Source organism: Paenibacillus plantarum (genome assembly GCF_013141695.1).
GTDB classification, from domain to species: domain Bacteria; phylum Bacillota; class Bacilli; order Paenibacillales; family NBRC-103111; genus Paenibacillus_E; species Paenibacillus_E plantarum.
In genome coordinates, this window is sequence record NZ_WHNY01000057.1 from 126,221 (window position 1) to 147,084 (window position 20,864).

The 20,864-nt window shown below is 44.0% G+C and carries 22 protein-coding genes; 6 read left to right on the forward strand and 16 right to left on the reverse strand.

Annotation, left to right across the window (positions count from 1 at the left end):
- Both sdhA and GC096_RS17415 read right to left on the reverse strand, forming a co-directional pair.
- Complete coding sequence (gene sdhA, locus GC096_RS17410; RefSeq protein ID WP_056613627.1) at positions 1-1,764, reverse strand: succinate dehydrogenase flavoprotein subunit; 1,764 nt, start codon at positions 1,762-1,764, stop codon at positions 1-3.
- Between the two features lie 16 nt (positions 1,765-1,780).
- Positions 1,781-2,437 (reverse strand): succinate dehydrogenase cytochrome b558 subunit, encoded by a 657-nt coding sequence (locus GC096_RS17415; protein ID WP_312886292.1) that lies wholly within the window; start codon positions 2,435-2,437, stop codon positions 1,781-1,783.
- Positions 2,438-2,713: 276 nt separating this feature from the next.
- Between GC096_RS17415 and GC096_RS17420 the strand changes: the two genes are divergently transcribed.
- Positions 2,714-3,610: a LysR family transcriptional regulator gene (locus GC096_RS17420; protein WP_171631917.1), complete on the forward strand. Its 897-nt coding sequence runs from the start codon at positions 2,714-2,716 to the stop codon at positions 3,608-3,610.
- A gap of 14 nt (positions 3,611-3,624) precedes the next feature.
- On the opposite strand, the gene GC096_RS17425 is transcribed toward GC096_RS17420, so the two are convergent.
- From GC096_RS17425 to GC096_RS17435, 3 genes are read right to left on the reverse strand one after another with little or no spacing between them, the layout of a single operon-like run.
- Positions 3,625-4,380: a response regulator transcription factor gene (locus tag GC096_RS17425; protein ID WP_171631918.1), complete on the reverse strand. Its 756-nt coding sequence runs from the start codon at positions 4,378-4,380 to the stop codon at positions 3,625-3,627.
- 57 nt (positions 4,381-4,437) lie between these two features.
- The gene (locus tag GC096_RS17430; RefSeq protein WP_171631920.1) at positions 4,438-5,100 is read right to left on the reverse strand and encodes a potassium channel family protein; all 663 of its coding nucleotides are present in this window, start codon (positions 5,098-5,100) and stop codon (positions 4,438-4,440) included.
- A 12-nt stretch (positions 5,101-5,112) separates the two neighbouring features.
- On the reverse strand, positions 5,113-6,465 hold the full coding sequence (locus tag GC096_RS17435; protein WP_171631921.1) for a TrkH family potassium uptake protein: 1,353 nt from the start codon (positions 6,463-6,465) through the stop codon (positions 5,113-5,115).
- Between the two features lie 211 nt (positions 6,466-6,676).
- On the opposite strand from GC096_RS17435, the gene GC096_RS17440 reads away from it, so the two are divergent.
- Positions 6,677-8,317 (forward strand): CPBP family intramembrane glutamic endopeptidase, encoded by a 1,641-nt coding sequence (locus GC096_RS17440; protein WP_171631923.1) that lies wholly within the window; start codon positions 6,677-6,679, stop codon positions 8,315-8,317.
- On the opposite strand, the gene uvrC is transcribed toward GC096_RS17440, so the two are convergent.
- From uvrC to GC096_RS17455, 3 genes are all read right to left on the reverse strand, one after another.
- The gene (uvrC, locus tag GC096_RS17445) at positions 8,277-10,175 is read right to left on the reverse strand and encodes an excinuclease ABC subunit UvrC (protein WP_171631925.1); all 1,899 of its coding nucleotides are present in this window, start codon (positions 10,173-10,175) and stop codon (positions 8,277-8,279) included. The two genes, GC096_RS17440 and uvrC, sit on opposite strands and share 41 nt — an antisense overlap.
- A gap of 116 nt (positions 10,176-10,291) precedes the next feature.
- On the reverse strand, positions 10,292-10,606 hold the full coding sequence (trxA, locus tag GC096_RS17450) for a thioredoxin (protein ID WP_056613612.1): 315 nt from the start codon (positions 10,604-10,606) through the stop codon (positions 10,292-10,294).
- A gap of 250 nt (positions 10,607-10,856) precedes the next feature.
- A complete protein-coding gene (locus tag GC096_RS17455) occupies positions 10,857-11,240 on the reverse strand; it encodes a MerR family transcriptional regulator (protein ID WP_056613610.1) in 384 nt (127 codons plus the stop codon).
- A gap of 210 nt (positions 11,241-11,450) precedes the next feature.
- On the opposite strand from GC096_RS17455, the gene GC096_RS17460 reads away from it, so the two are divergent.
- Positions 11,451-11,591 carry a YqzM family protein gene (locus GC096_RS17460; protein ID WP_171631927.1) on the forward strand — a complete coding sequence of 47 codons (141 nt, stop codon included), beginning with the start codon at positions 11,451-11,453 and terminating at the stop codon, positions 11,589-11,591.
- A 372-nt stretch (positions 11,592-11,963) separates the two neighbouring features.
- Here GC096_RS17460 and dnaI read toward each other — a convergent pair whose 3' ends face one another.
- From dnaI to GC096_RS17480, 4 genes are all read right to left on the reverse strand, one after another.
- A complete protein-coding gene (gene dnaI / locus GC096_RS17465; protein WP_171631974.1) occupies positions 11,964-12,917 on the reverse strand; it encodes a primosomal protein DnaI in 954 nt (317 codons plus the stop codon).
- Between the two features lie 54 nt (positions 12,918-12,971).
- Complete coding sequence (locus tag GC096_RS17470) at positions 12,972-14,465, reverse strand: replication initiation and membrane attachment family protein (RefSeq protein WP_171631928.1); 1,494 nt, start codon at positions 14,463-14,465, stop codon at positions 12,972-12,974.
- Positions 14,466-14,672: 207 nt separating this feature from the next.
- On the reverse strand, positions 14,673-15,569 hold the full coding sequence (locus tag GC096_RS17475) for an alpha/beta fold hydrolase (RefSeq protein WP_171631930.1): 897 nt from the start codon (positions 15,567-15,569) through the stop codon (positions 14,673-14,675).
- A 69-nt stretch (positions 15,570-15,638) separates the two neighbouring features.
- Positions 15,639-15,923, reverse strand: a complete 285-nt coding sequence (locus GC096_RS17480; protein ID WP_056613601.1) for a YuiB family protein — start codon at positions 15,921-15,923, stop codon at positions 15,639-15,641.
- 210 nt (positions 15,924-16,133) lie between these two features.
- Between GC096_RS17480 and hemQ the strand changes: the two genes are divergently transcribed.
- Positions 16,134-16,880 (forward strand): hydrogen peroxide-dependent heme synthase, encoded by a 747-nt coding sequence (gene hemQ / locus GC096_RS17485; RefSeq protein WP_171631931.1) that lies wholly within the window; start codon positions 16,134-16,136, stop codon positions 16,878-16,880.
- Positions 16,881-16,978: 98 nt separating this feature from the next.
- Here hemQ and GC096_RS17490 read toward each other — a convergent pair whose 3' ends face one another.
- Positions 16,979-17,257, reverse strand: coding sequence for a hypothetical protein (locus GC096_RS17490; protein WP_171631933.1), 279 nt, complete (start codon positions 17,255-17,257; stop codon positions 16,979-16,981).
- A gap of 27 nt (positions 17,258-17,284) precedes the next feature.
- Positions 17,285-18,475 carry an NAD(P)/FAD-dependent oxidoreductase gene (locus tag GC096_RS17495; RefSeq protein WP_171631934.1) on the reverse strand — a complete coding sequence of 397 codons (1,191 nt, stop codon included), beginning with the start codon at positions 18,473-18,475 and terminating at the stop codon, positions 17,285-17,287.
- A 392-nt stretch (positions 18,476-18,867) separates the two neighbouring features.
- Between GC096_RS17495 and GC096_RS17500 the strand changes: the two genes are divergently transcribed.
- Positions 18,868-19,869 carry an NAD(P)/FAD-dependent oxidoreductase gene (locus GC096_RS17500; RefSeq protein WP_171631936.1) on the forward strand — a complete coding sequence of 334 codons (1,002 nt, stop codon included), beginning with the start codon at positions 18,868-18,870 and terminating at the stop codon, positions 19,867-19,869.
- Positions 19,870-19,930: 61 nt separating this feature from the next.
- Here GC096_RS17500 and GC096_RS17505 read toward each other — a convergent pair whose 3' ends face one another.
- The gene (locus GC096_RS17505; RefSeq protein WP_171631938.1) at positions 19,931-20,134 is read right to left on the reverse strand and encodes a hypothetical protein; all 204 of its coding nucleotides are present in this window, start codon (positions 20,132-20,134) and stop codon (positions 19,931-19,933) included.
- 38 nt (positions 20,135-20,172) lie between these two features.
- Positions 20,173-20,337 (reverse strand): sporulation histidine kinase inhibitor Sda, encoded by a 165-nt coding sequence (gene sda, locus GC096_RS38735; RefSeq protein WP_376769507.1) that lies wholly within the window; start codon positions 20,335-20,337, stop codon positions 20,173-20,175.
- Positions 20,338-20,679: 342 nt separating this feature from the next.
- On the opposite strand from sda, the gene GC096_RS17515 reads away from it, so the two are divergent.
- Entirely contained in the window at positions 20,680-20,841 is a 162-nt protein-coding gene (locus GC096_RS17515; protein ID WP_068664416.1) for a mechanosensitive ion channel protein MscL, read from the forward strand.
- The last annotated feature ends 23 nt before the right edge of the window (positions 20,842-20,864 follow it).

Below are 20,864 nucleotides of genomic sequence, written 5' to 3' on the forward strand. Positions count from 1 at the left end.
TCAGGATCCCTCCTTTTTCTTCTCCGTGGAGTAGTCACGTTTACGAGGTTTAATCAACGATACATCAATTTCATCATACGAAATCTTAGGACCATCTGGCGTCCAGTCTGCGATTGTCGTTTTCATGAAGTTGTCATCATCACGCTCAGGGAAATCTGGTTTATAATGCGCGCCACGACTCTCATCACGCATCAAGGCACCAACTGTCATCGCTTCTGCAAGCTCGAACATGTTCCAAAGTTGGCGTGTGAACGCAACCCCTTGGTTGTTCCAACGTGCCGTATCCGTGATGTTGATGTTGTTGTAACGCTCTTTCAAATCTTTGATCTTGCCAATTGTTTCAGTCAAACGATCGTTGTAACGAACAACCGTCATGTTCGCATTCATCATGTCCCCAAGCTCTTTATGAAGCACGTACGCATTTTCCGTACCGTTGTTCATTTTGAGCAAGCTCTCATAACGATCTTGATGGCGTTTCTTCTCACGATCATAAATGATGGAGGATGTATCATCCGCATGCTTGGATAAGCCGCGAATATACTCAACCGCTTTAGGACCAGATACCATGCCGTCATAAATCGCGGAAACGAGGGAGTTCGCGCCCAAACGGTTTGCACCGTGATGCTGATACTCACACTCACCTGCTGCGAAGAGGCCTGGAATGTTCGTCATCATGTTATAGTCAACCCACATGCCGCCCATCGAATAATGAACCGCTGGGAAAATTTTCATTGGAATTTTACGCGGGTCATCGCCCATGAACTTCTCGTAAATTTCCATAATACCGCCGAGCTTAATATCAAGCTCTTTCGGGTCTTTATGAGAAAGATCCAAGTAAACCATGTTCTCGCCATTAATACCAAGCTTCTGATCAATACACACGGAGAAAATCTCACGCGTTGCAATATCACGAGGCACAAGGTTACCGTAGGCTGGGTATTTCTCTTCTAGGAAGTACCAAGGCTTACCGTCTTTGTAAGTCCAAATACGTCCGCCCTCACCACGTGCTGATTCGGACATCAAGCGCAGCTTGTCGTCTCCCGGAATCGCCGTCGGGTGAATTTGAATCATTTCACCATTCGCGTATTTCACACCTTGTTGGTAAACCGCACTTGCTGCCGTACCTGTGTTAATAACGGAATTCGTTGTTTTGCCGAAAATGATACCAGGACCGCCTGTTGCCAAGATAACCGCATCAGCTGGGAACGTTTGAATTTCCATGCTGCGCAAATCTTGTGCTGCGATACCACGGCATACGCCTTCGTCATCAATAACTGAACCTAGGAATTCCCAGTGTTCGAATTTCGTTACGAGACCCGCTGTTTCCCAACGACGAACTTGCTCGTCGAGTGCATACAGCAATTGTTGACCCGTTGTTGCACCAGCGAACGCTGTACGGTGATATTTGGTACCACCGAAACGACGGAAATCAAGCAAACCTTCTGGTGTACGGTTAAACATAACGCCCATACGGTCCATCAAGTGAATAATGCCTGGAGCTGCGTCGCATAATGCTTTAACAGGAGGTTGATTCGCTAAGAAATCTCCCCCGTATACTGTATCGTCAAAGTGCTCCCACGTGGAGTCACCTTCACCTTTCGTATTCACCGCACCGTTAATGCCGCCTTGCGCGCATACGGAGTGTGAACGTTTCACAGGAACTAAGGAGAACAACTGTACATGTACTCCGGCCTCTGCTGCTTTAATTGTCGCCATGAGTCCCGCAAGGCCTCCGCCGACGACGATGATTTTTGAATTAGCCACTTCTGTTCACCCTCCCTTATTTCCCCGTATGCGCTTCTACTGGAACTGAAAATTCTGTACCTGTAAACGCAGTTAATGACATGATAAACATCACCGTCATTAGCACGAACAAGCCCATTGTAATGATTGTCGAAAAGCGTTGCGCACGCGGTCCAATTGTAATACCCCAGCTCACTAGGAATGACCATAGGCCGTTCGTGAAATGGAATGTTGCAGAAACAATCCCAACTAGATATAACGTGAAAATAACTGGATTCGTTGCAATCTCATGCATCGTATTGCCGAGCTCTTCATGCGCCACATTGCCTAAGGCAACCTGAACACGAGTCTCGAATAGATGCCATGCGATGAACAAGAAAGTAAGTACCCCTGTCACACGTTGCAACATAAACATCGTATTACGGAAATACCCGTAGCTTGATACGTTATTACGTGATTGATACGCTACATAAAGTCCATAAACGGCATGATAAAGAAGCGGAAGCCAGATCCCCACGATTTCCATGAGCAATACTAACGGCAAACCGTTCAACCAGTTAATTTGAGCCAAGAACTCTTCAGGCCCTTTGGTAGCTTCATAGTTAGTGAGCAAATGCTCAATAAGGAAGAAGCCCACCGGAATGACACCTAGTAACGAGTGGATCTTTCGAAAGTAATACGAATTACTCATAATGTAACCAATTCCCCCCTCAACAAAATTCAATAACAACAAACATACGACAAGTTTTGACAAAACAAGCCACATATCATTGTACTCTCGCCGCAAACGAGCGTCAACCCATAATCATCCACGCCTATTTTGCCAATTCAGTCAATGATTATACACGAAGGTTCACGAAATATAGATAATTTGTGACATGTACATCGTACCTCTTTCGTGCTTATAATGGAAGTGCCGTTTTTTTATATCCACTTATAACTATTTCACATATAGAGATGAGGGAAACGTTTGGAGCTTTTAGAAGTCTTCGCCATCGTAGTCGAACAAGTCAGCCTTAATAAAGCGTCACAATTGTTAAACATTTCACAGCCTGCCCTATCGCGAAAAATTATGAAGCTAGAAGATGAGCTGGGTGTAGAGCTTTTTATCCGGAAGGGGAAAAGACTCGAGTTAACGAAAGCGGGGCAAATTTGTTATGACCACGCCTTAGAGAAACGCCTTCTGGAGCGGAAGTTCAAACAAGCTCTTCATAGTTATAAAGCTGCGGGCAGTCCGTCATCACTTACCATCGGAGCCTCTCTGACAACACTTCAATCTACGCTGCCTGATCTCATCACGGATTATTTGCAAGACTATCCACTCACAGATATCAAGCTTCTTACCGGCAAAACACATGAAATTGTATCTTTGGTAAAAGACAACAAAGTGGATATCGGCATCGTTGCCTCTCAAATTAATGCGACAAGCCTACACTGTGAGCCTTTGTTCGACGACCATCTTAGCCTGGTGCTCCCATCCGGACATCCTTTGATCGATCACACAGAGATTACGATGCAGGATTTGAATGATCTGCCGATGATCCTCTTTTCCAAAGGTACATGGTATCGCATTCTGATGGATGAGCTGTTCAATCGATTCACGATCTTCCCCAATGTTCAGATGGAGATCGATTCCTTCGAAGCGATCATACGGCTCGTCTCTACCTGTAAGACGGCAACCTTATTGCCCAAATCCTATTTACGAGAAGATTTAATTCAGAATAATGAATTAATTTTAAGAGAGCTCCAAGAATTGGAACAAACGAAACGAACAACCTCTCTCATCTACTCCGATCACTCGGCAGATAATGCGGAATCTATGAAATTCGTCGCCCAGGCGATCAACTATTTCGCTAAACCCCGTTAGTCCGAACCATCTACTTACATGTGCACAAATTTATATCCAACACCCCAAACGGTCCGAATCCATTTCGGTTCTTTGGGGTTGTCTTCGATCTTCTTCCGTAGATTTGCAATATGTACATCAATAGCCCTGTCAGTCACGAAAGAATCAAATCCGCGCACGGTTTGCAATAGATCTTCACGACTGTACACGCGACCCGGGTTGTTAATAAAGCATCTCATTATTTCGAATTCCGAATACGTTGTCTCAACAATCTCACCATACACACTCATGGAACGCGCGTTCGTATTCAGTGTGATCTTGTCCTGCTTGTCCATGACAGCCGCAAGTACAGTTGATTTGGCCGGTTTTACTTCTTCCTGTACTTTTGGTATCGACTGTGTCACAGGAACCTGATTCATGGTTGGATATCTCTGAGCGCGGCGAATGAGCGCATGAGCTCTCGCAATCAATTCATGCATACTAAATGGCTTACACATGAAGTCATCTGCACCCGCTCCTAGAGCGTTGACGCGTTCAACGATTTTATTTTTCATCGAAATAATCATGATCGGCACACTTGAGGTCTCACGAACTTGGCGGCAAATCGCTAGCCCGTCCATATCTGGCAGCACCAAATCCAGCAGAATCAGATCAGGTTGAAATTGCGGTATGGCGGTAATCCCACTCGTTCCATTCTCCTCTCGGATGACATGGAAGCCCTCTTCCTTCAAATACATCGTGACCATATCACCGATCATCGCATCATCTTCGATCATGAGTACCTTGTACATGCGTTGTCCACCTTCATATGAAAATTCCCTTGCTGCAGGACATGGTATGTGTGCGGATCAGCCGATAACTTGATTTTCAAATTCATTGATTTGATTGTTGGTTCCAATGATTACCATAATGTCATTTTCATTCACAACATCACCGGCTTGCGGCGCAATGATAACCCCAGTTCGCTTATTAATCGCCACAACACTGCAGCCATATTTAGCTCGCGGATCCAACTGTTGAATCGAATACCCACACAACCGTTTGGGCACTGAAAGCTCTACAATCGTGTAGTCTTTGGAAATTTCAATATAATCCAACAAATTAGGGGTGGCCAATTGATGCGCCACGCGAATGCCCATGTCCCGTTCCGGATAAACGACGCGATCTACACCTAATTTGGTCAAAACCTTTCCATGAAGCTCAGATAATGCTTTCGCAACGACTTGGCTTACACCCAAATCTTTCATCACGATCGCTGTCAAAATACTGGACTGAATATCATCCCCGATGGCGATAACGGCGCAATCAAAATTTCGAATACCTAACGATTTCAGTACATCTTCATCCGTTGCGTCCGCGACAACAGAATGTGTTAGCTCATCACTCATGTCGTTCACGATTTCCTCGTCCAGATCAATCCCCAAAACTTCATGACCAAGTTTCATAAGTTCTCTAGAAAGGCTTGACCCGAATCTACCTAACCCTACCACAACGTATTGCTTCTTCTTCATCTTGTTTTACACCTATCCAATCGTAATTTTCCCCTCAGGGTGTCTAAATAATTCTTTTTCCTGCTTCGGTTGTAAAGCATAAGCAAGTGTAATTGTCCCAAGTCGTCCAGCAAACATCGTTATACAAATAAGCACTTTCCCAAACGTTGTTAATTCTGGCGTCAATCCCATCGAAAGGCCCACAGTTCCGAATGCGGATGTGACTTCGAACAGAATTTTGATAAATGATGAGTCTTGCGTCGTGGATAAAATCATTGTAACGATAATGACTAAGAATAAAGCCATCATGGATAACGTAATTGCTTTGAGAATACGATCCTTGGCTAAACGATAACGAAAAATGACGATATCTTCTTTTCCGCGAATCATCGTGATGATTGCACTAATCAGAATGGTAAATGTAGTTGTCTTGATCCCACCACCGGTTGAACCTGGCGAAGCTCCAATAAACATAAGAATGATGAGCAGAAATTGGGAGGCTTGACGAAGCGCACCAATGTCCACGGTGTTGGCTCCTGCCGTTCGGGCTGTTACAGATTGAAAGAAGGATCCTAATACTTTTGCGCCAAAATCTAACGAACCTAAGGTTCTGATATTTGTAAACTCGAATATAAAAATACCAACTGCACCTACTAACAAGAGTAAACCGCTCATGCTTAGAACGACCTTTGAATGCAAAGAAAGCTTTCCTTTATTACGAAATTCCATTAGATCGGAGATGACAATAAATCCAATCCCTCCAAGAATAATCAGCATCATCGCAACAAAATTAACAACAAAATCACCGACATATCCGGTTAGAGAAACAAAAGGCGCATCCACGGTACCGAACAAATCAAAACCCGCATTGTTAAACATGGAAACAGCATGCCAGATGCCGTAATAGAGACCCCTAGTAAAGCCAAAATCAAAAGAAAACCGAATTGTAAAGATAACAGCAGCAATGGCTTCTATGGACAAGGAATAGATAATAACCTTACGAATCAAACGGACAATGCCTTCCATACTTCCTTGGTTGAAAGCTTCTTGTAAAACTAACCGTTCTTTTAATGTAATTTTTTTACGAAAAGCAAAAGCAACTAATGTCGCCATTGTCATAAATCCAAGCCCGCCAACTTGAATCAAAGATACAATAACTATCTGCCCAAACATCGTATAGGCACTTCCGGTATCCACAACAACAAGCCCTGTTACACAAGTCGCAGAGACTGCCGTAAAAAAGGCATCAATAAAAGGTATGGAATGTCCTGTCGCCGATGAGAGTGGCAACGTCAATAGTCCCGCTCCTATGAAAATGATAACAGCGAAACCTAAAACCAGGATCTGCGGAGGTGTAAGCTGCCAAATATTCAGTTTTTTATTCATCGCGCCTCCTGCATTATGTAGGTAAATAATTTATATTCCATTTGGATATACCGATAGAGTTCCCCGTTCATTTGTAGAAATTCCACCAAGTAGCAATTCAAAAGGTATTATATAATTGTTTCCGATTGTTTACCAGCAAATTGGCTTTCTTTTTAAACTATGATAACGTAAAGAAATGATTGAGAATCGTGAATTCAGAAGGGAATTGACTATGCAAAGGCTGAAATTTAATCGTTTCCTGCTCCTCTTGGCTTGTATTGGTATGTTCCTTTACCTCGGGGTTTCGATGTTGTATGGACTGCGTGATGAGGAACCTGCCGTAGCGGATATGCCCTCGATCACGAAGCAGCAAGCAGCCGATAGTGCGGCAGCCTTCATTCGTCAGCGTTATGAGCTGCATAACCCACAAACCTATGTCGTCTATCAATCTAAAAAAGAACGAAGCGGCTACTTTCAAAAGGAACATTTACTAGAAGCTTATACGAAGCAATATGGCGAAAAGTTCCCCATTGATTATTATCAAGTCAGCGTCAAGGATGCCACTGCCAAACGTCAGTTTGAAGTCGATGTCAATTATACGAATTCAAGCATCATCGGCTGGCACGAAAATCTGGCCATGACGAAAACGAAGTCAACGTCGCTCATGAGTAAGACCAAAGCAGATACATTAGCGAAGCTGGAGATTCGTCAGATGGGCTTTGATCCGGAGGACTTCAGTCAAGTCGACAATGCAAGTAATGATTCTCCTGAAGAGCAACTGACGCTTCAATACGAAAAACGCACGCAACCCATCGGTGAAGCAAAGCTTAACGTTCGAGTCAATTTCGATCAAACGAATCTCACCGGTTTCAATGTAAGCTTTGGACTGCCTAATTCTCACTTAGATTGGCTCAACCAACAAGATGACTCTGCTTCACGCATGACCTGGATTTCAATGGGCTTTACGCTATTGATGACGCTTGCTGCAATTGTTTTTGCCATTATATATAGGAAACTAATCAAATTCAGCAGGGGCTTGTTATTAACTACGATCTTCTTCGTCATTTATATCATGAACAATGTGAATATGTATCCAGCATTCCGAGTTATGAGCGGGGATACGAACAGTAGTGAAGCTGTTTGGTTTACCATTGTATTTATGAGTGTCGTCACTGTCCTACTTGGGATATCGCTCTATCTTTCTTTAGTCGCCGGTATTGGATTGTGGAACTCCATTGGTCTTAATAAATGGACTGCTTGGAAAGAAGACAAGTTTGGCCAAGAGGTGTATGACGGAATGGGGCGAGGTTATTTACTCGCACTCTTCATCCTAGGTATTCAGCAGGTCTTATTTTATACAGGTGAAGTGAAATTCGATGTGTGGTCAGTCAATGACCCTGCCGATTCGGTACTCAATATGCTCAAGCCTCAATTATTCCCGCTTATGGCGTGGGTTGCGGCGATTTCGGAAGAAGCTACTTTCCGATTCTTAGGCATTATCCTTTTCAAAAAACTGTTTCGCAACAATTTCATCGCCATCTTACTCCCGAGTGTGATCTGGGCAGCAAGTCATACGCAATATCCGATCTATCCCGTCTACACGCGACTGATCGAGGTCACCATTATCGGCATCATTCTCGGATATGTGTTCCTGAAATATGGATTTATCACAGCGATATTCGTCCATGCGTGTATGGATAGCATTCTGATGGGGCTGTCCCTCTTCTCCTTAGGCCACATCAGCGATGTACTCGCTGGCATTCTCTATCTTGCACTCCCTGGACTGGTTGGGCTTGGCTTAGCTTGGCTGCATGGAAAAAGGCGAAAGCCCCCTATTCCTGGGGAGCCGCCGCCTCGCCTTGAAGTGCTTTGATAATTTCACTCGCTAATTTTTCACCAATACCTAGAGGCTTGAAGTCCGTGACTTCGGCCTCTTTTATTTTGCGCACGGAGCCAAAATGCTTCAGCAGCGCTTTACGGCGCTTCTCACCGATGCCTGGAATGGCATCGAGCTGTGAGACGACCATCGACTTGGCCCGCGTTTCCCGATGAAACGTGATCGCAAAGCGATGGACTTCGTCTTGAATACGCTGCAGCAAATAAAACTCTTGACTGTCGCGCGGCAATGGAACAATTTCGGCAGGATCACCGATCATCAGCTGGGCTGTTTTATGCTTGGCATCCTTCACAAGCCCGCAAATCGGAATATATAAGCCTAGTTCATTCTCCAGAATGTCGATGGCAGCCGAGATTTGCCCTTTCCCCCCATCGACAACAATCAAATCAGGCATGGTGAGATTGTCCTTCAGAACACGCTCATAGCGCCGTCTGATGACTTCCCGCATCGTTTCATAATCATCCGGTCCAACGACCGTCTTCACTTTATATTTACGGTATTCCTTGCGATCCGGCTTCCCATCCACGAAAACAACCATGGCCGATACGGGATTCGTCCCTTGGATGTTCGAGTTATCGAATGCCTCGATTCGGCGAATCGTGCCAATGCCAAGCCACTCGCCGAGGTTCTCGACAGCCTTCGTTGTACGTCGCTCATCGCGTTCAACAAGTCGGAACTTCTCATCCAAAGCGTTCACTGCATTGTCTCTGGCCATATCGACCATTTGCTTCTTCAGCCCGCGCTGCGGCATATGCACTTTCACCTTGAGCCAACCTTCCAAGGCTTCGCGTATCTCTTTCTCGTCAGCCTCGGTGCGTCTTACCCCATCCCCCAATGCCTCTTGCTGAGCTTCTGGCTCTGGCATCGTGGGCAGAAAGATCTCCTTCGGCAATGCTGGATTATCGCTGTACACCTGTGTGACATACGTCATGAAATCGTTGTACTCATCGCCGTAGTAAGGGAAGAGCGAGACGTGCCGTTCGATGAGCTTGCCTTGGCGCATGTACTGGATGTGCACCGCCATCCAGCCCTTGTCGACGGCATAGCCGAAGACATCGCGGTCCAGCGCGTCGGCCGTCGTGATCTTCTGCTTCTCCATGAGCGCGTCGATGCTCATGATGTGATCACGCAGCTCCTTCGCGCGCTCGAAGTTCAGTTCTTCCGCTGCCGCCAACATCTTGGTCGTCAGCTCTTCTTTAATGACGTCGTGTCCCCCGTTCAGGAAACGACTGATCTCTTGCACCATCCGCTCATTCGTTTCCGCGGATACCTCTAGGGCGCAGGGCGCAAGACATTGCCCCATATGATAGTATAGGCATACTTTATCGGGCATGGTCTTGCACTTGCGCAGCGGATATAACCGATCCAGCAGCTTCTTCGTCTGCTGGGCAGCGAATGCATTCGGATAAGGGCCGAAATACTTCCCCTTATCCTTGTACACCCGCCGCGTGACTTCTAGACGCGGCTGCTCCTCATGTGTAATTTTGATATAAGGAAACGTCTTATCATCCTTAAGAAGTACGTTATACCGCGGATGATGCTGCTTAATCAGATTACACTCGAGAATAAGCGCCTCCATGTTAGAGGAGGTAATAATATATTCAAAGTCGCGAATTTCGCTGACTAATTTTTGCGTCTTGGCACTGTGACTCCCTGTGAAATAGGAGCGCACACGATTTTTCAATACTTTAGCCTTGCCTACATAAATAATTGTGCCTTGATGGTTCTTCATAATATAACAGCCCGGCTTATCCGGGAGTAAAGATAGCTTGTGCCTAATCGTTTCTAGGCTCTGTTCGCGGACGTCTGCGTCCTCTTGATCAAAATCAGTCATACCTAAATCTCCTTCCAGAAAAAATCATCGCGAATGAAAAAAAAGCTCTTTCTCAGCATAGCAGAAAAAGAGCTTTTTCTCACGAACAATTGTTTCTAGTTTGTAACGGTTAACTCTTATTGATGACGGGAAACGACGTTTTTCAACGCGTCTTTGGATTGGAAACCAACCACTTTATCAACCGGTTGACCATCTTTGAAAACGATTAGCGTAGGGATACTCATAACGCCAAAGCGAGCAGCGGATTCCGGGTTATCATCCACGTTTACTTTTGCGATTTTCAAAGATTCAACTTCTTTATCTAGCTCTTCCAATACAGGAGCGATCATTTTACAAGGTCCGCACCAAGGTGCCCAGAAGTCTACAAGTACTGTACCTTCTCCTTCAACTTCTGCTTTAAAACTGTTGTCAGAAACATTCACGATTGCCATGATAGTTCCTCCTTCTAAGAATGAATTTGATTTATAAGGTGAAAAGTAAGATTAAGTTCGTCACTTAACTTGCTTCGCATCACGTCAACATGCAAGGATAAACGGCTACAACGTCCACTGGACGTTTGCGTTTACTAAGCAATATAGCGATTTATCGAGTGGAACACGATAAATCTCATATTGTAAAGTATACCACACTCATATGCCTTTTCAACCAAGCCATAAGTTAGCAAACGGGGTATCCTTTGGTCTATATCGAGGGTAATCCAACAGGCAGCCCTTGGCGTCGCTGTTCCTCAATATAGGAAATACGGTCTTTGAGATTCGCTTGGAGCAGTTGCAGCATCTCCATTTGTTTCTCGATTTCTTGCAGCTTCTCGGTGTACAGAGGCAGCAAATCATCACACTGTGATTCTTGATTCTTCATCACGCAGTTCAGAAAGCTTTCAATCTGCTCCGTCGTAAAGCCGAGGCTCAAGTAAAACTGAATGGTCTTCACGCGTTCAACAACCATTTGATTGTAGACCCTATAGCCATTCTCTTCACGTTGTGTTGCGATCAGCCCTTTGGCTTCGTAGTAGCGCAAGGACCGAATACTTGCTCCGGTAAGCTTGGATAACTCACTAATCCGCATGGACGTCACTTCTTTCTATTCCCACATGCTTGGAGGGATGTCTTTATTGTAAACCATAACACTAATGTCAGAGTCAAGAAGTATTTTACCCATTTCGCTCTATATTGCGATTGTTTGCACAATTGTCACTTTGATTAGCTTTACAACTTTCGACGAATTTGGGTATACTAGGCTTACAAATACGAATGTCGGACGTTAGGGGGTAACCACATGAGCAATCAACACCCTGAGCATCACGTGTACGAAGAACCGCGTAATGATTTCATGGATGTAGGCATAGGTTTTGGCGCATTCTTTGGCGCATTGTTCGTCATTGCAGTCATTGCTACCGTCATCCAAGTGATGAAGTAAGCGAAACATCAAAAGTTAAAGCCGCTATGCAAGCAATTGCGAAGTGGCTTTTTTCTTTTTCTTGCGCTGCCTTAGTCATTAGCTGTATAAACTACAGATAATTTTCGTGACTCAGTAGGTTTTACATAAATAGCTGGAAAATATGTCGTTAATTTGATGGATTTTTGAAGAATTGACTACAATGTTGAAAAATAAATGTAGGAAATACAGCTAATCCATCAAAAGCTGCTACAAGGGCTCATTTAGATGGAGGAAATCCAGTTATTCTCCAAATCTGTGGTGTTTTGCATGCTTACTTGCTTACTTCTAGCGAGGTGCTGCACTTGTAACCACAAAAACCTAGCCATCTGCGGCTAGGTTTTTCTTTATGCTTTATTTTCCACGCTTGTTCGTTCCCGTTACCTCAACCACATCAACGAATGGTCGTATCCGATCCATGATTCGTTGCCCCTTGTACTCCTCGTCGCCGTCTTTGTTCGTGAAGCTGAAATGCTTCTCCAAACCAGATAGCGCATAATTCGAGGTAAAGAACGTTGGTTTCCGATTCATCCGATGATTCACGATAGCGCCGATGACATGATCTCTCAGCCATGGGTTCAAATTCTCTGCCCCAATATCGTCAAATACGAGCAAATCCGTTTCCTTGAGAAGGTCAATCGTCTCCTTCAGCTTATAAGGCTCTTGGAACATCCCCTTCAAGTCTTCGGCAAAGTCTGGCATATAGACGATGGCTCCCGTCATGCCGACCTTCGCCAGCTGATGCAGCATGTAGCCCATCAAGAACGTTTTACCTGTTCCGAACGATCCAGACAAATACAACCCTCGCGTCTGAAGACCTTCTTCAATGGTCAAACTCACATAGTCGTTAATTTGCATAACCGCTTTCGCACGGTCGAGATCCGTTTCCAAGATATCCCCAAAGGAGAAGCTTCGCGAAATCATCCGTGGGTCCACGTGAAAAGTGCGAATTCGGCTGGAGATAGCGTCCTGCTGGCCTTTGGCAATAAACTTCTTGCAAGCTACCTTCTCCTCATGAATAAAAGGCGTTTGCCCCTCCACCGATTCGGCTGTAAGAATTGTATAATGACCAGTCATATCATTCGGACAATTCTCAAGACCTGGGCAATTAGAGCAAGTTTTAAATTCCGAAACATGCTGATACAGCTTATTCATATTTATTTTAATCGCATAATCATCCACAAAAGGATACTTCTGACGAAATTTAGCAATCAAAGGATCCGCAAGAACGCCTTGAATTTTCAATTCAGCTTTTCTTTTCCATTCTGTATCCGGCAATGATTTGAGTAAATGCGATAAGGACTCCATCATATTCGGCACCTCCTAACAGTTCCATCGTTCAGTCCGTAGATAAGCCGCTTACTAACTTTTTCGGTTAAAACGCTCATCCAGCTTCTGCGCCATCCGTCTGGCCGCCTCTAGCTCCTCTGCAGACAGCCTAGTAGACGCTGTAGTCCCCGTATCAGGCAATACAATAGGGATATGAGGCTTCTGTGTCTTGCCCTGACGTCCACGCGTAGCAGAGCCTCCGCCCGCTTTCGCAGATTCCACTTTAGAAGCAGCTTTCTGTTTGTAATTGATTTTCTCACGTACATATTCAACGGCATGCTCATACGAATTAATCTGCTTGCCTAGCATATCGGATGCTACAGCCTCAATCGAAGATTTGGCCCAAGAGCGGCGATCAATATGCAAGAAGTGAATCAACACATTAATAACTTCTTCTTTTAATTTATAGTTCAAATCGATTTTCTCGAAAATATTAAGTACGCCATCAGGTATCGAACCCTGTGTGAAAAACATTTTCAACACAGCCGTGTATGGCTCATTTCGCATGATGTAGTTGTACTGATGATCCGTGCATTCGCCGCGCAGTTGCTGAGGTACTTCTAAATAATAAGCCATCTCCACAGACTGCTCTTCCGAAGTTTCCACTTCATCCTCAGATTTCGTAATCGTACGCTCCCGTTCCTCATCCCGCTTCTTGCTCTGTCTGTAGAACAAATTCGCATTATATTGCATGAGATCCATGACAAGCTCACCTTCTTCGGTGAACACGCCATCCTCATCAAGCAAGCGGCACGTTTCTTGCAGGGAGAGATTATACTTCTTCGCCACAATATTAATAGCTACCATATGCTCCGGCTTGTGCTTCAGCGCTTCAACGAACACGCGGTTACTCGCTCCACGCGGGAATCTCATAATGATATCCGCATACTTGAAGCCTTTGGTCGTCACGTCCATCCGTGCTTCCCCTTGCTTGCTTGCAGAGGCCTCATAGAGGGCTTGTTCCAGCTCATAGTCCACAACTTGTGTATTCAGACGGAATAACTCATAAAAAGGAACCGACAAGTTCTCCTCAACCGCCTCACGACACTCTTCTGGTTCAGGTGAAAGCAGATCTTCACGCAGCGAAAGCAGCATGAACTTCCCAACCTTGTCACGCAGCAGCAGCGTTAAATGCTGATTTCGGAAAAACTCATTCGGCCCTAAAGGCGCGAACAGCGTATAGACGAAAACATAGTCTTCTTCCTCGGGTACAAACTTGCGAGTCGTCTGTAGGAGCCCTATCGCCTCTAGCTTGGAGGATTGTTCGATAATATACTTACGACCACGCTCATTCTGTTCAAGTTCTAGCAGAAGAAACAACTTGCGTTGCTGCTCCATCGGCGAAAAGCCCACTTTCTCTGCACTCATCTGTTGATAGAGTGCTTGATAGAAGCTTATGGCCAAACCGCCTATCATCGGTTGATACATCATCGCTAGCATTTTATAGTCTAAACTGCTCAAAGAAAACTCACGGTTTACGCAAAACCTGTGATTCTCGGTGAAATGCAGCATATTCGTCATTCTCATCCCGTTACAGCACCATCCTGCCTCAGCTCGACTGAAAGATCGCTCATAATCTAGCTATCCCATGTCTCAGTCTCTCTCTATTAGTCTACCACAAAAATCGACAATCTTGGTATCTACAAGAGAAAAGATAATTTTACCTTTCGGGCAAGAAAAAGATTCCATCGCAATTTGACTAGCAATGGAATCTTCATTTTGGCGTGATTGTTCTTACGTATAAACTGGGGGCTCATCATCACTCGCATACTCGGGTACATTCCCATACATGTGAGGGTTAAGCTTCTGCGCGATTGTTAGATCGAGCTTCCAACGTGCCTTCTGCTCCTTCTCCTTGAGGCTGTCCACCCATAGACGAATGATGTCATTCATGCGTGCAGCGCTTTGAATCGGTACAGGATGCTTCGCATCTTTGATGAAAAATAGAGAGCTATGCGGTATCCCCGTATGGAGAATTTGAGCATAGGGATGGAAGTCAACATCTTTTTCACCATAGATCAATAAGACAGGCTGCCCAATCTTTGAGAGACTATTTGTGCAACTGTACCGCAAGGATTGCTCAAAATAGGATCTTACATTCTCTGCTTTATCTTGCAAAGCATGGTCTTTTAACTCCTGATAGGTTGTCTTTTTATCGGCATTGCCATACGTAATCGCTCTAATCAAAACATTCATAATTCGACTAGGATTCGCCATTCGTATCGCAAGCCAAACTCGGATTCGATTGTACATATCTGTCAATTCTGACATTCCGCTGACGACAATCCCCCCCACCCATCGATGGGGATGCGTAAGCAGTGCCTCCAAGGCAACCGTTCCTCCGGTTGAATAACCGCAAAGAAAGGCTTCCTCGATCCCTAAGAAATCAAGAAGCCCTATCATGTCTTGCGAAATAAGTTGATAACTTAGCAACTGCTTCGAACTCGCACTTCCGCCATGACCTCTAATGTCAAAAGTAATGACTCGGAAATGGACGCCTAGTTGTTCTTTCTGATACTTGAACGCTTCTAATGTTAGCAACGGAGGATGAATAAATACAATGGGTGTGCCCCATTCTGGTCCCGTTATCTCATAATGCAGTGATGTTCCATTCACATTCGCCCAAGGCACCGATCGTGTCTCCCCCGTAAGTGAAGTTTAAGTAACTTCTCTTAGCCTGACCCAATTGCCCCAGTAATATTAGAACATTTTGAAACCACGAATACGCAGTGCTTTGATCGCCGAACCGCTCAAAATTGCACCGACTAAGCCGCCGATTGCGGGAATCACGTCAACAATAGTGAAACTCTCGTCACTGGACATAAAGGAAGAATTCCCCATGTATCCATAGATGATAATCCCAATGACTAACGCAATGAACGCGTAAAGTGGAAACCACGTTGTTTTCATTAGCATGTTCAGAATAAAGCCGATCCCAAAGAATAACACCATCATTAAGACAGTGGCGATAACCATTTGCAGCACGATAGTTCCCCCTTATATATGTAGAAGCACTTCCTAGTTTTGGCCTCTATAGCTCTTATTATTGTAATCTACGGAAAGGTAGAGGTAAAGTGTACACAAATTGAACAATTTATTGGACATTTCCTATACTTCACCCCTCCATGCATTTGCCCTTTCTCCATGAATTGGATACAATGTAGGGGATATTAGCCCTTGAATGGAGGAAAAACAATGAGTGAAGCCGTACAAACGCTGGAAGGCTGGTATGCGCTCCATGATTTCCGTCTAATGGATTGGAATGCATGGCATGCTGCAACCCCACAAGAACGTAAGCATGCAGCGGACGAGCTGCAATCCTTCTTGTCCCAGTGGCAACAAGTTGAGAACGATAAACTAGGCAGTACTGCCGTTTATAGCATCGTGGGCCAGAAGGCTGATTTCGTTTTCATGCAACTGCGTGAAACATTGGAAGAGCTGAATGAGCTTGAAACTGCTTTTAACAAGTCTAGCTTTGCTGCTTTTACTATACCCGTTTATTCCTATGTCTCCATCGTAGAATTGAGCAGTTACCTGGCGAAGCCAGGTGTTGATCCTGCACAAGATCCTGATATTCAAGCTCGCTTGAAACCTATTCTGCCGAAATCCAAGCACATTTGCTTCTACCCTATGAACAAGCGTCGTGAAGGCAATGACAACTGGTACATGGTTCCTGCGGAAGATCGCAAGACGATGATGCGCAGCCACGGCATGATCGGTCGTACATACGCTGGTAAAGTCAAACAAATCATCACAGGTTCCGTTGGATTGGATGATTGGGAATGGGGCGTTACACTATTCTCAGATGATCCTCTTCATTTCAAAAAGCTCGTGTACGAAATGCGTTTTGACGAAGTCAGCGCACGTTTTGGCGAGTTCGGAGATTTCTACGTTGGGAACGTTATGCTTCCTGAGAAATTCACGTCATTCATTCAAGTATAAAGACTTAAGAGCAAAGGACCTCGTTCTCTGCTCTTTTTTGTTGATTTTACATAGAAAAAAGAAGCACTGCCCTCAAATAGAGCAATGCTTCTTGGTATCTATTCATCCTCGTCGTCACGTAGAGCAGCTGCTAGTTCAGCTTCCATCTGAGCTTTACGTGCTAGATACTCTTCCGTATCACGGTCACGCTGACGACTCTTTTCCTTCAGACGTTCAATCGCAGGAAGAATGAGGATATCAATTTCCTTTTGGACAACAGCGACATGATCGTAACGTTTCTCAGTCTCTAAGAAGTGACCGACTTCGATCAAGGCATTGTAACGATCCAGTTCATCCCGGGTAAGAAGTCCTCTTACTTGGACACTACAGTGTCGCATGGCAATCCCCCCGTTAGCGTTCCTTGACTAGAAACGGCCTTTACGTATAACTAGTGGAATTCCGCCAATAATGTAAAGGTATCTCATGTCAACCACTTTTTTCATCATAGCAGCGACATTCCCTTTCAATTTACGGGAACCTACGATACCGATCGCTTGACCTTTACCAAGGGAAGCTACTGTACCTTTGTTCGAGTATTTGAAAGTTTTCATCTGCGATCCACGAATCGACGCGATCAAGTTGTGAGCTACAGCTTCACCTTGTTGCATCGCAATTTGTGCTGTTGGTGGATATGGTCTGCCTTCATCGTTCATCACGATGGAACAGTCACCCACAACATAAATATTATCAAAGCCTGGAGCATGAAGGTGCTCGTTAACTTTAATTCTACCGCGCATCGTTTCGAAGCCAGCTTCATCTAACATATGGTTTCCGCGGATACCGCCTGTCCACACAACTGTTGCAGCTTTGATGAACTCGTCGCCAGCAATCAGAACGCCTTCTGGCGTACATTCTTTGATGGCTGTACCAATTTTGAAAGTAATACCTTTGTCCGTAAGAATTTTCATCGCATACTCAACAAGCTCAGGATCGAAACCTGGCAATGCTGTTGGCGCAGCTTCAATATTATAAATCTTCACAAGGGAAGGATCCACATCGAACTCTTTGCATAGAAGTGGGATACGATCAGCAAGTTCACCGATGAATTCAATACCCGTAAATCCAGCGCCACCGATAACGAAAGTGAGGTAATCTTTGCGATCTGGTTCACGCTTGAACTTCGCGAATTGATATTCAATGTGCTCACGAATAAAGCGAACACTGTTAATACTACGAATATTCAGCGCATTTTCTTTCAGACCAGGAATTCCGAAAGTTTCCGCTTCGCCACCAAGTCCGATTACTAGGTAGTCGTAGGAAAGTGTTCCGTCTTCCAAAATAACTTTTTTCTCATGTGGACGAATTTGTGTTACTGTCGATTTCACGAAATCAACTTTAAATTCATCAATCAATTTCAAAATGTTCACGCGTGCATTTTCAGGATTATCTGTCCCGGCAGCAGGCATGTGGAGATGCGTTGTAATGTAGTGATAGTCATGCTTGTTAACAAGCGTAACATCAGCTTCGTTGTAGTTCAATTCCTTCTGCAACCGAATTGCAGCAAGGATTCCGCCGTAACCGGCTCCTAATATAACGATTCTTGGTATTCTACTCATGTCTCTCTCACTTCCATATCCGTATTTTGTCCCATGGTCTCTCTATCTTGTGAAAAATTACACAAACAGCTTCAAAAGTAGTATACTGCTACTAGTTTGCACGCTTTCGAAGTGAATTATGATAAAACAGGTGGAAATTCATCACAACATGGTAAACCGATTCTCATGATATGATATAATTTTCATAAGTAAATATCAAGTGTCATTTTGCATAAAAAATCTTGTATTCTAGGCGTTTTAGCCCTTCCAATCCATGTAAGCATTTACTTATCCTATCTATAAGCAATTTATATGTGAAATTTAAAATTTTCTGTTTCCTTCAATAAAAGGGACGTTTATAATGAGTATGATTATCACTGTGTTACACTATGGGTTTGATCGGAGGTTCTATCATGAACAAGAGAGAAACCAGTCAAGACATCGTTGATATTATCGTAATTGGCGGCGGCCCTGCTGGCATGTTCGCATCATTTTATGCAGGGATGCGTCAAGCATCTGTGAAAATCATTGAAAGCATGCCACAACTTGGTGGTCAACTTGCAGCTCTTTATCCGGAAAAATATATTTATGACGTTGCAGGCTTCCCAAAAATTACAGCTCAAGAGCTTGTAAATAACTTATCTGCACAAATGAAACACTTTCCTATTCACATTTGTTTGGAAGAAAAAGTACATAATGTCGTTAAGAAAGAAGAACGTCTTTTTGAAATTACAACAGACAAAGGCGTACACCTTAGCCGTGCTGTTATCATTTCGGGTGGTGTTGGCGCATTCGAGCCGCGTCGTCTTGAATTACCGGAAGCAGCGCAATTCGAGAAGAAAAATTTACATTACTTCGTAAGTGACCTGAATGCATTTGCCGGTCAAAAAGTACTTATTAGCGGCGGAGGTGATTCCGCAGTTGACTGGGCATTGATGCTTGAGCCGATTGCTGAGCAAGTAACCTTGATCCACCGTCGAGATAAATTCCGTGCACATGAACACAGTGTAGAAAACTTAATGAATTCGAAGGTTAATATTGTTACCCTCACCGAAATCACTAAGCTTCACGGAACAGATCGTATTGAGCAAATTACACTTAAAAATATAAAATCCGGCGAAGAAAGCATCCACGATGTCGACGCCGTTATCATCAACTTCGGCTTCGTATCCTCCCTTGGACCGATTTCTGAATGGGGTCTTGACATCGAAAACGGCTCAATCGTTGTTGATTCCCGTATGGAAACGACGATCCCAGGTATCTTCGCTGCTGGCGATATTACGACATACCCTGGTAAATTGAAATTGATTGCTGTTGGCTTCGGTGAAGCACCGACGGCCATTAACAATGCCAAAGTTTATATTGACCCAAGTGCCAAGCTTTCACCAGGACATAGTTCGAACATGAAATTATAATGTTTAGAAATGAAAAGGGGTATTCTAACCTAATCTACGGATTAGGAGGAATACCCCTTTGTCATCTATATGTCCAGTTTGTAACGGCATGCAAGAATTGCAGACCAACTGTCCTGTGTGCTCGCAGCGTATGTGTGACCATGGTAAGCTGAGTGACTTGCTCGGTCCTTATTCGCCTTACGAGATGAACAACACTTCCTTGATTAACCAGGAAGGCGATGAGCCTGAGCTCTGCCTTCACCTCTTGAATTGCCCCGACTGTCATTCTAGCTACACCCTGCAAATACGTGCTGAGTTGAATTTTTAATTAAGCGGTGCCTCGTCCTTAACCAACACGGATAGTTTTAATTTGCGTCTCTGTATTTCCGCGAGCAATAGTTCAAGAAAATCCGATTCTAATCTTAAATCTAGTGCCTTGTAATAAGAGTCGATCAATGTCTCATCGCTAATTTGTCTCACTGAAATCACCCATATTCTATAATTTAAACTAATAGTATCATGGGGTTTTTGATAGAACAAGCGTTCCGTTATCCACAGTTAAGTGTGCATATCCTGTGGGTAAATTGTTAATATGTACCATGAAGGCTATCAAAGTATAGGGGGATAGTGTGCATAAACTTATACACATCCAAAACTTGTAAATTACTGATAAAAAAAAATGATCACTAATTTAGGTATTTTTAACGTTTATTTAACATAACCTTCATCTATTTCACAAAATTGAAAAGAAATTTTAATCGTCCGTTAATATTCATCGTCTACAATGATAGTAGAAAGACAAATCAAACAAATCTAAGGAGCTGAATTCGTATGATCGTTTACGATATCGTGTTAAATGGAGAAATTAAAGAAACAATCAAACCTCGCAAGAACCGTTTGAAAGAAATTTATGCTTATATGCAGGAACAAACGAAGTTGATGCAAGCCAAATATGGTGAAAACGTAAGAATTAAAGGCCGAATGGTTTACTAACCTCATCAATACCCCCTTCGGCC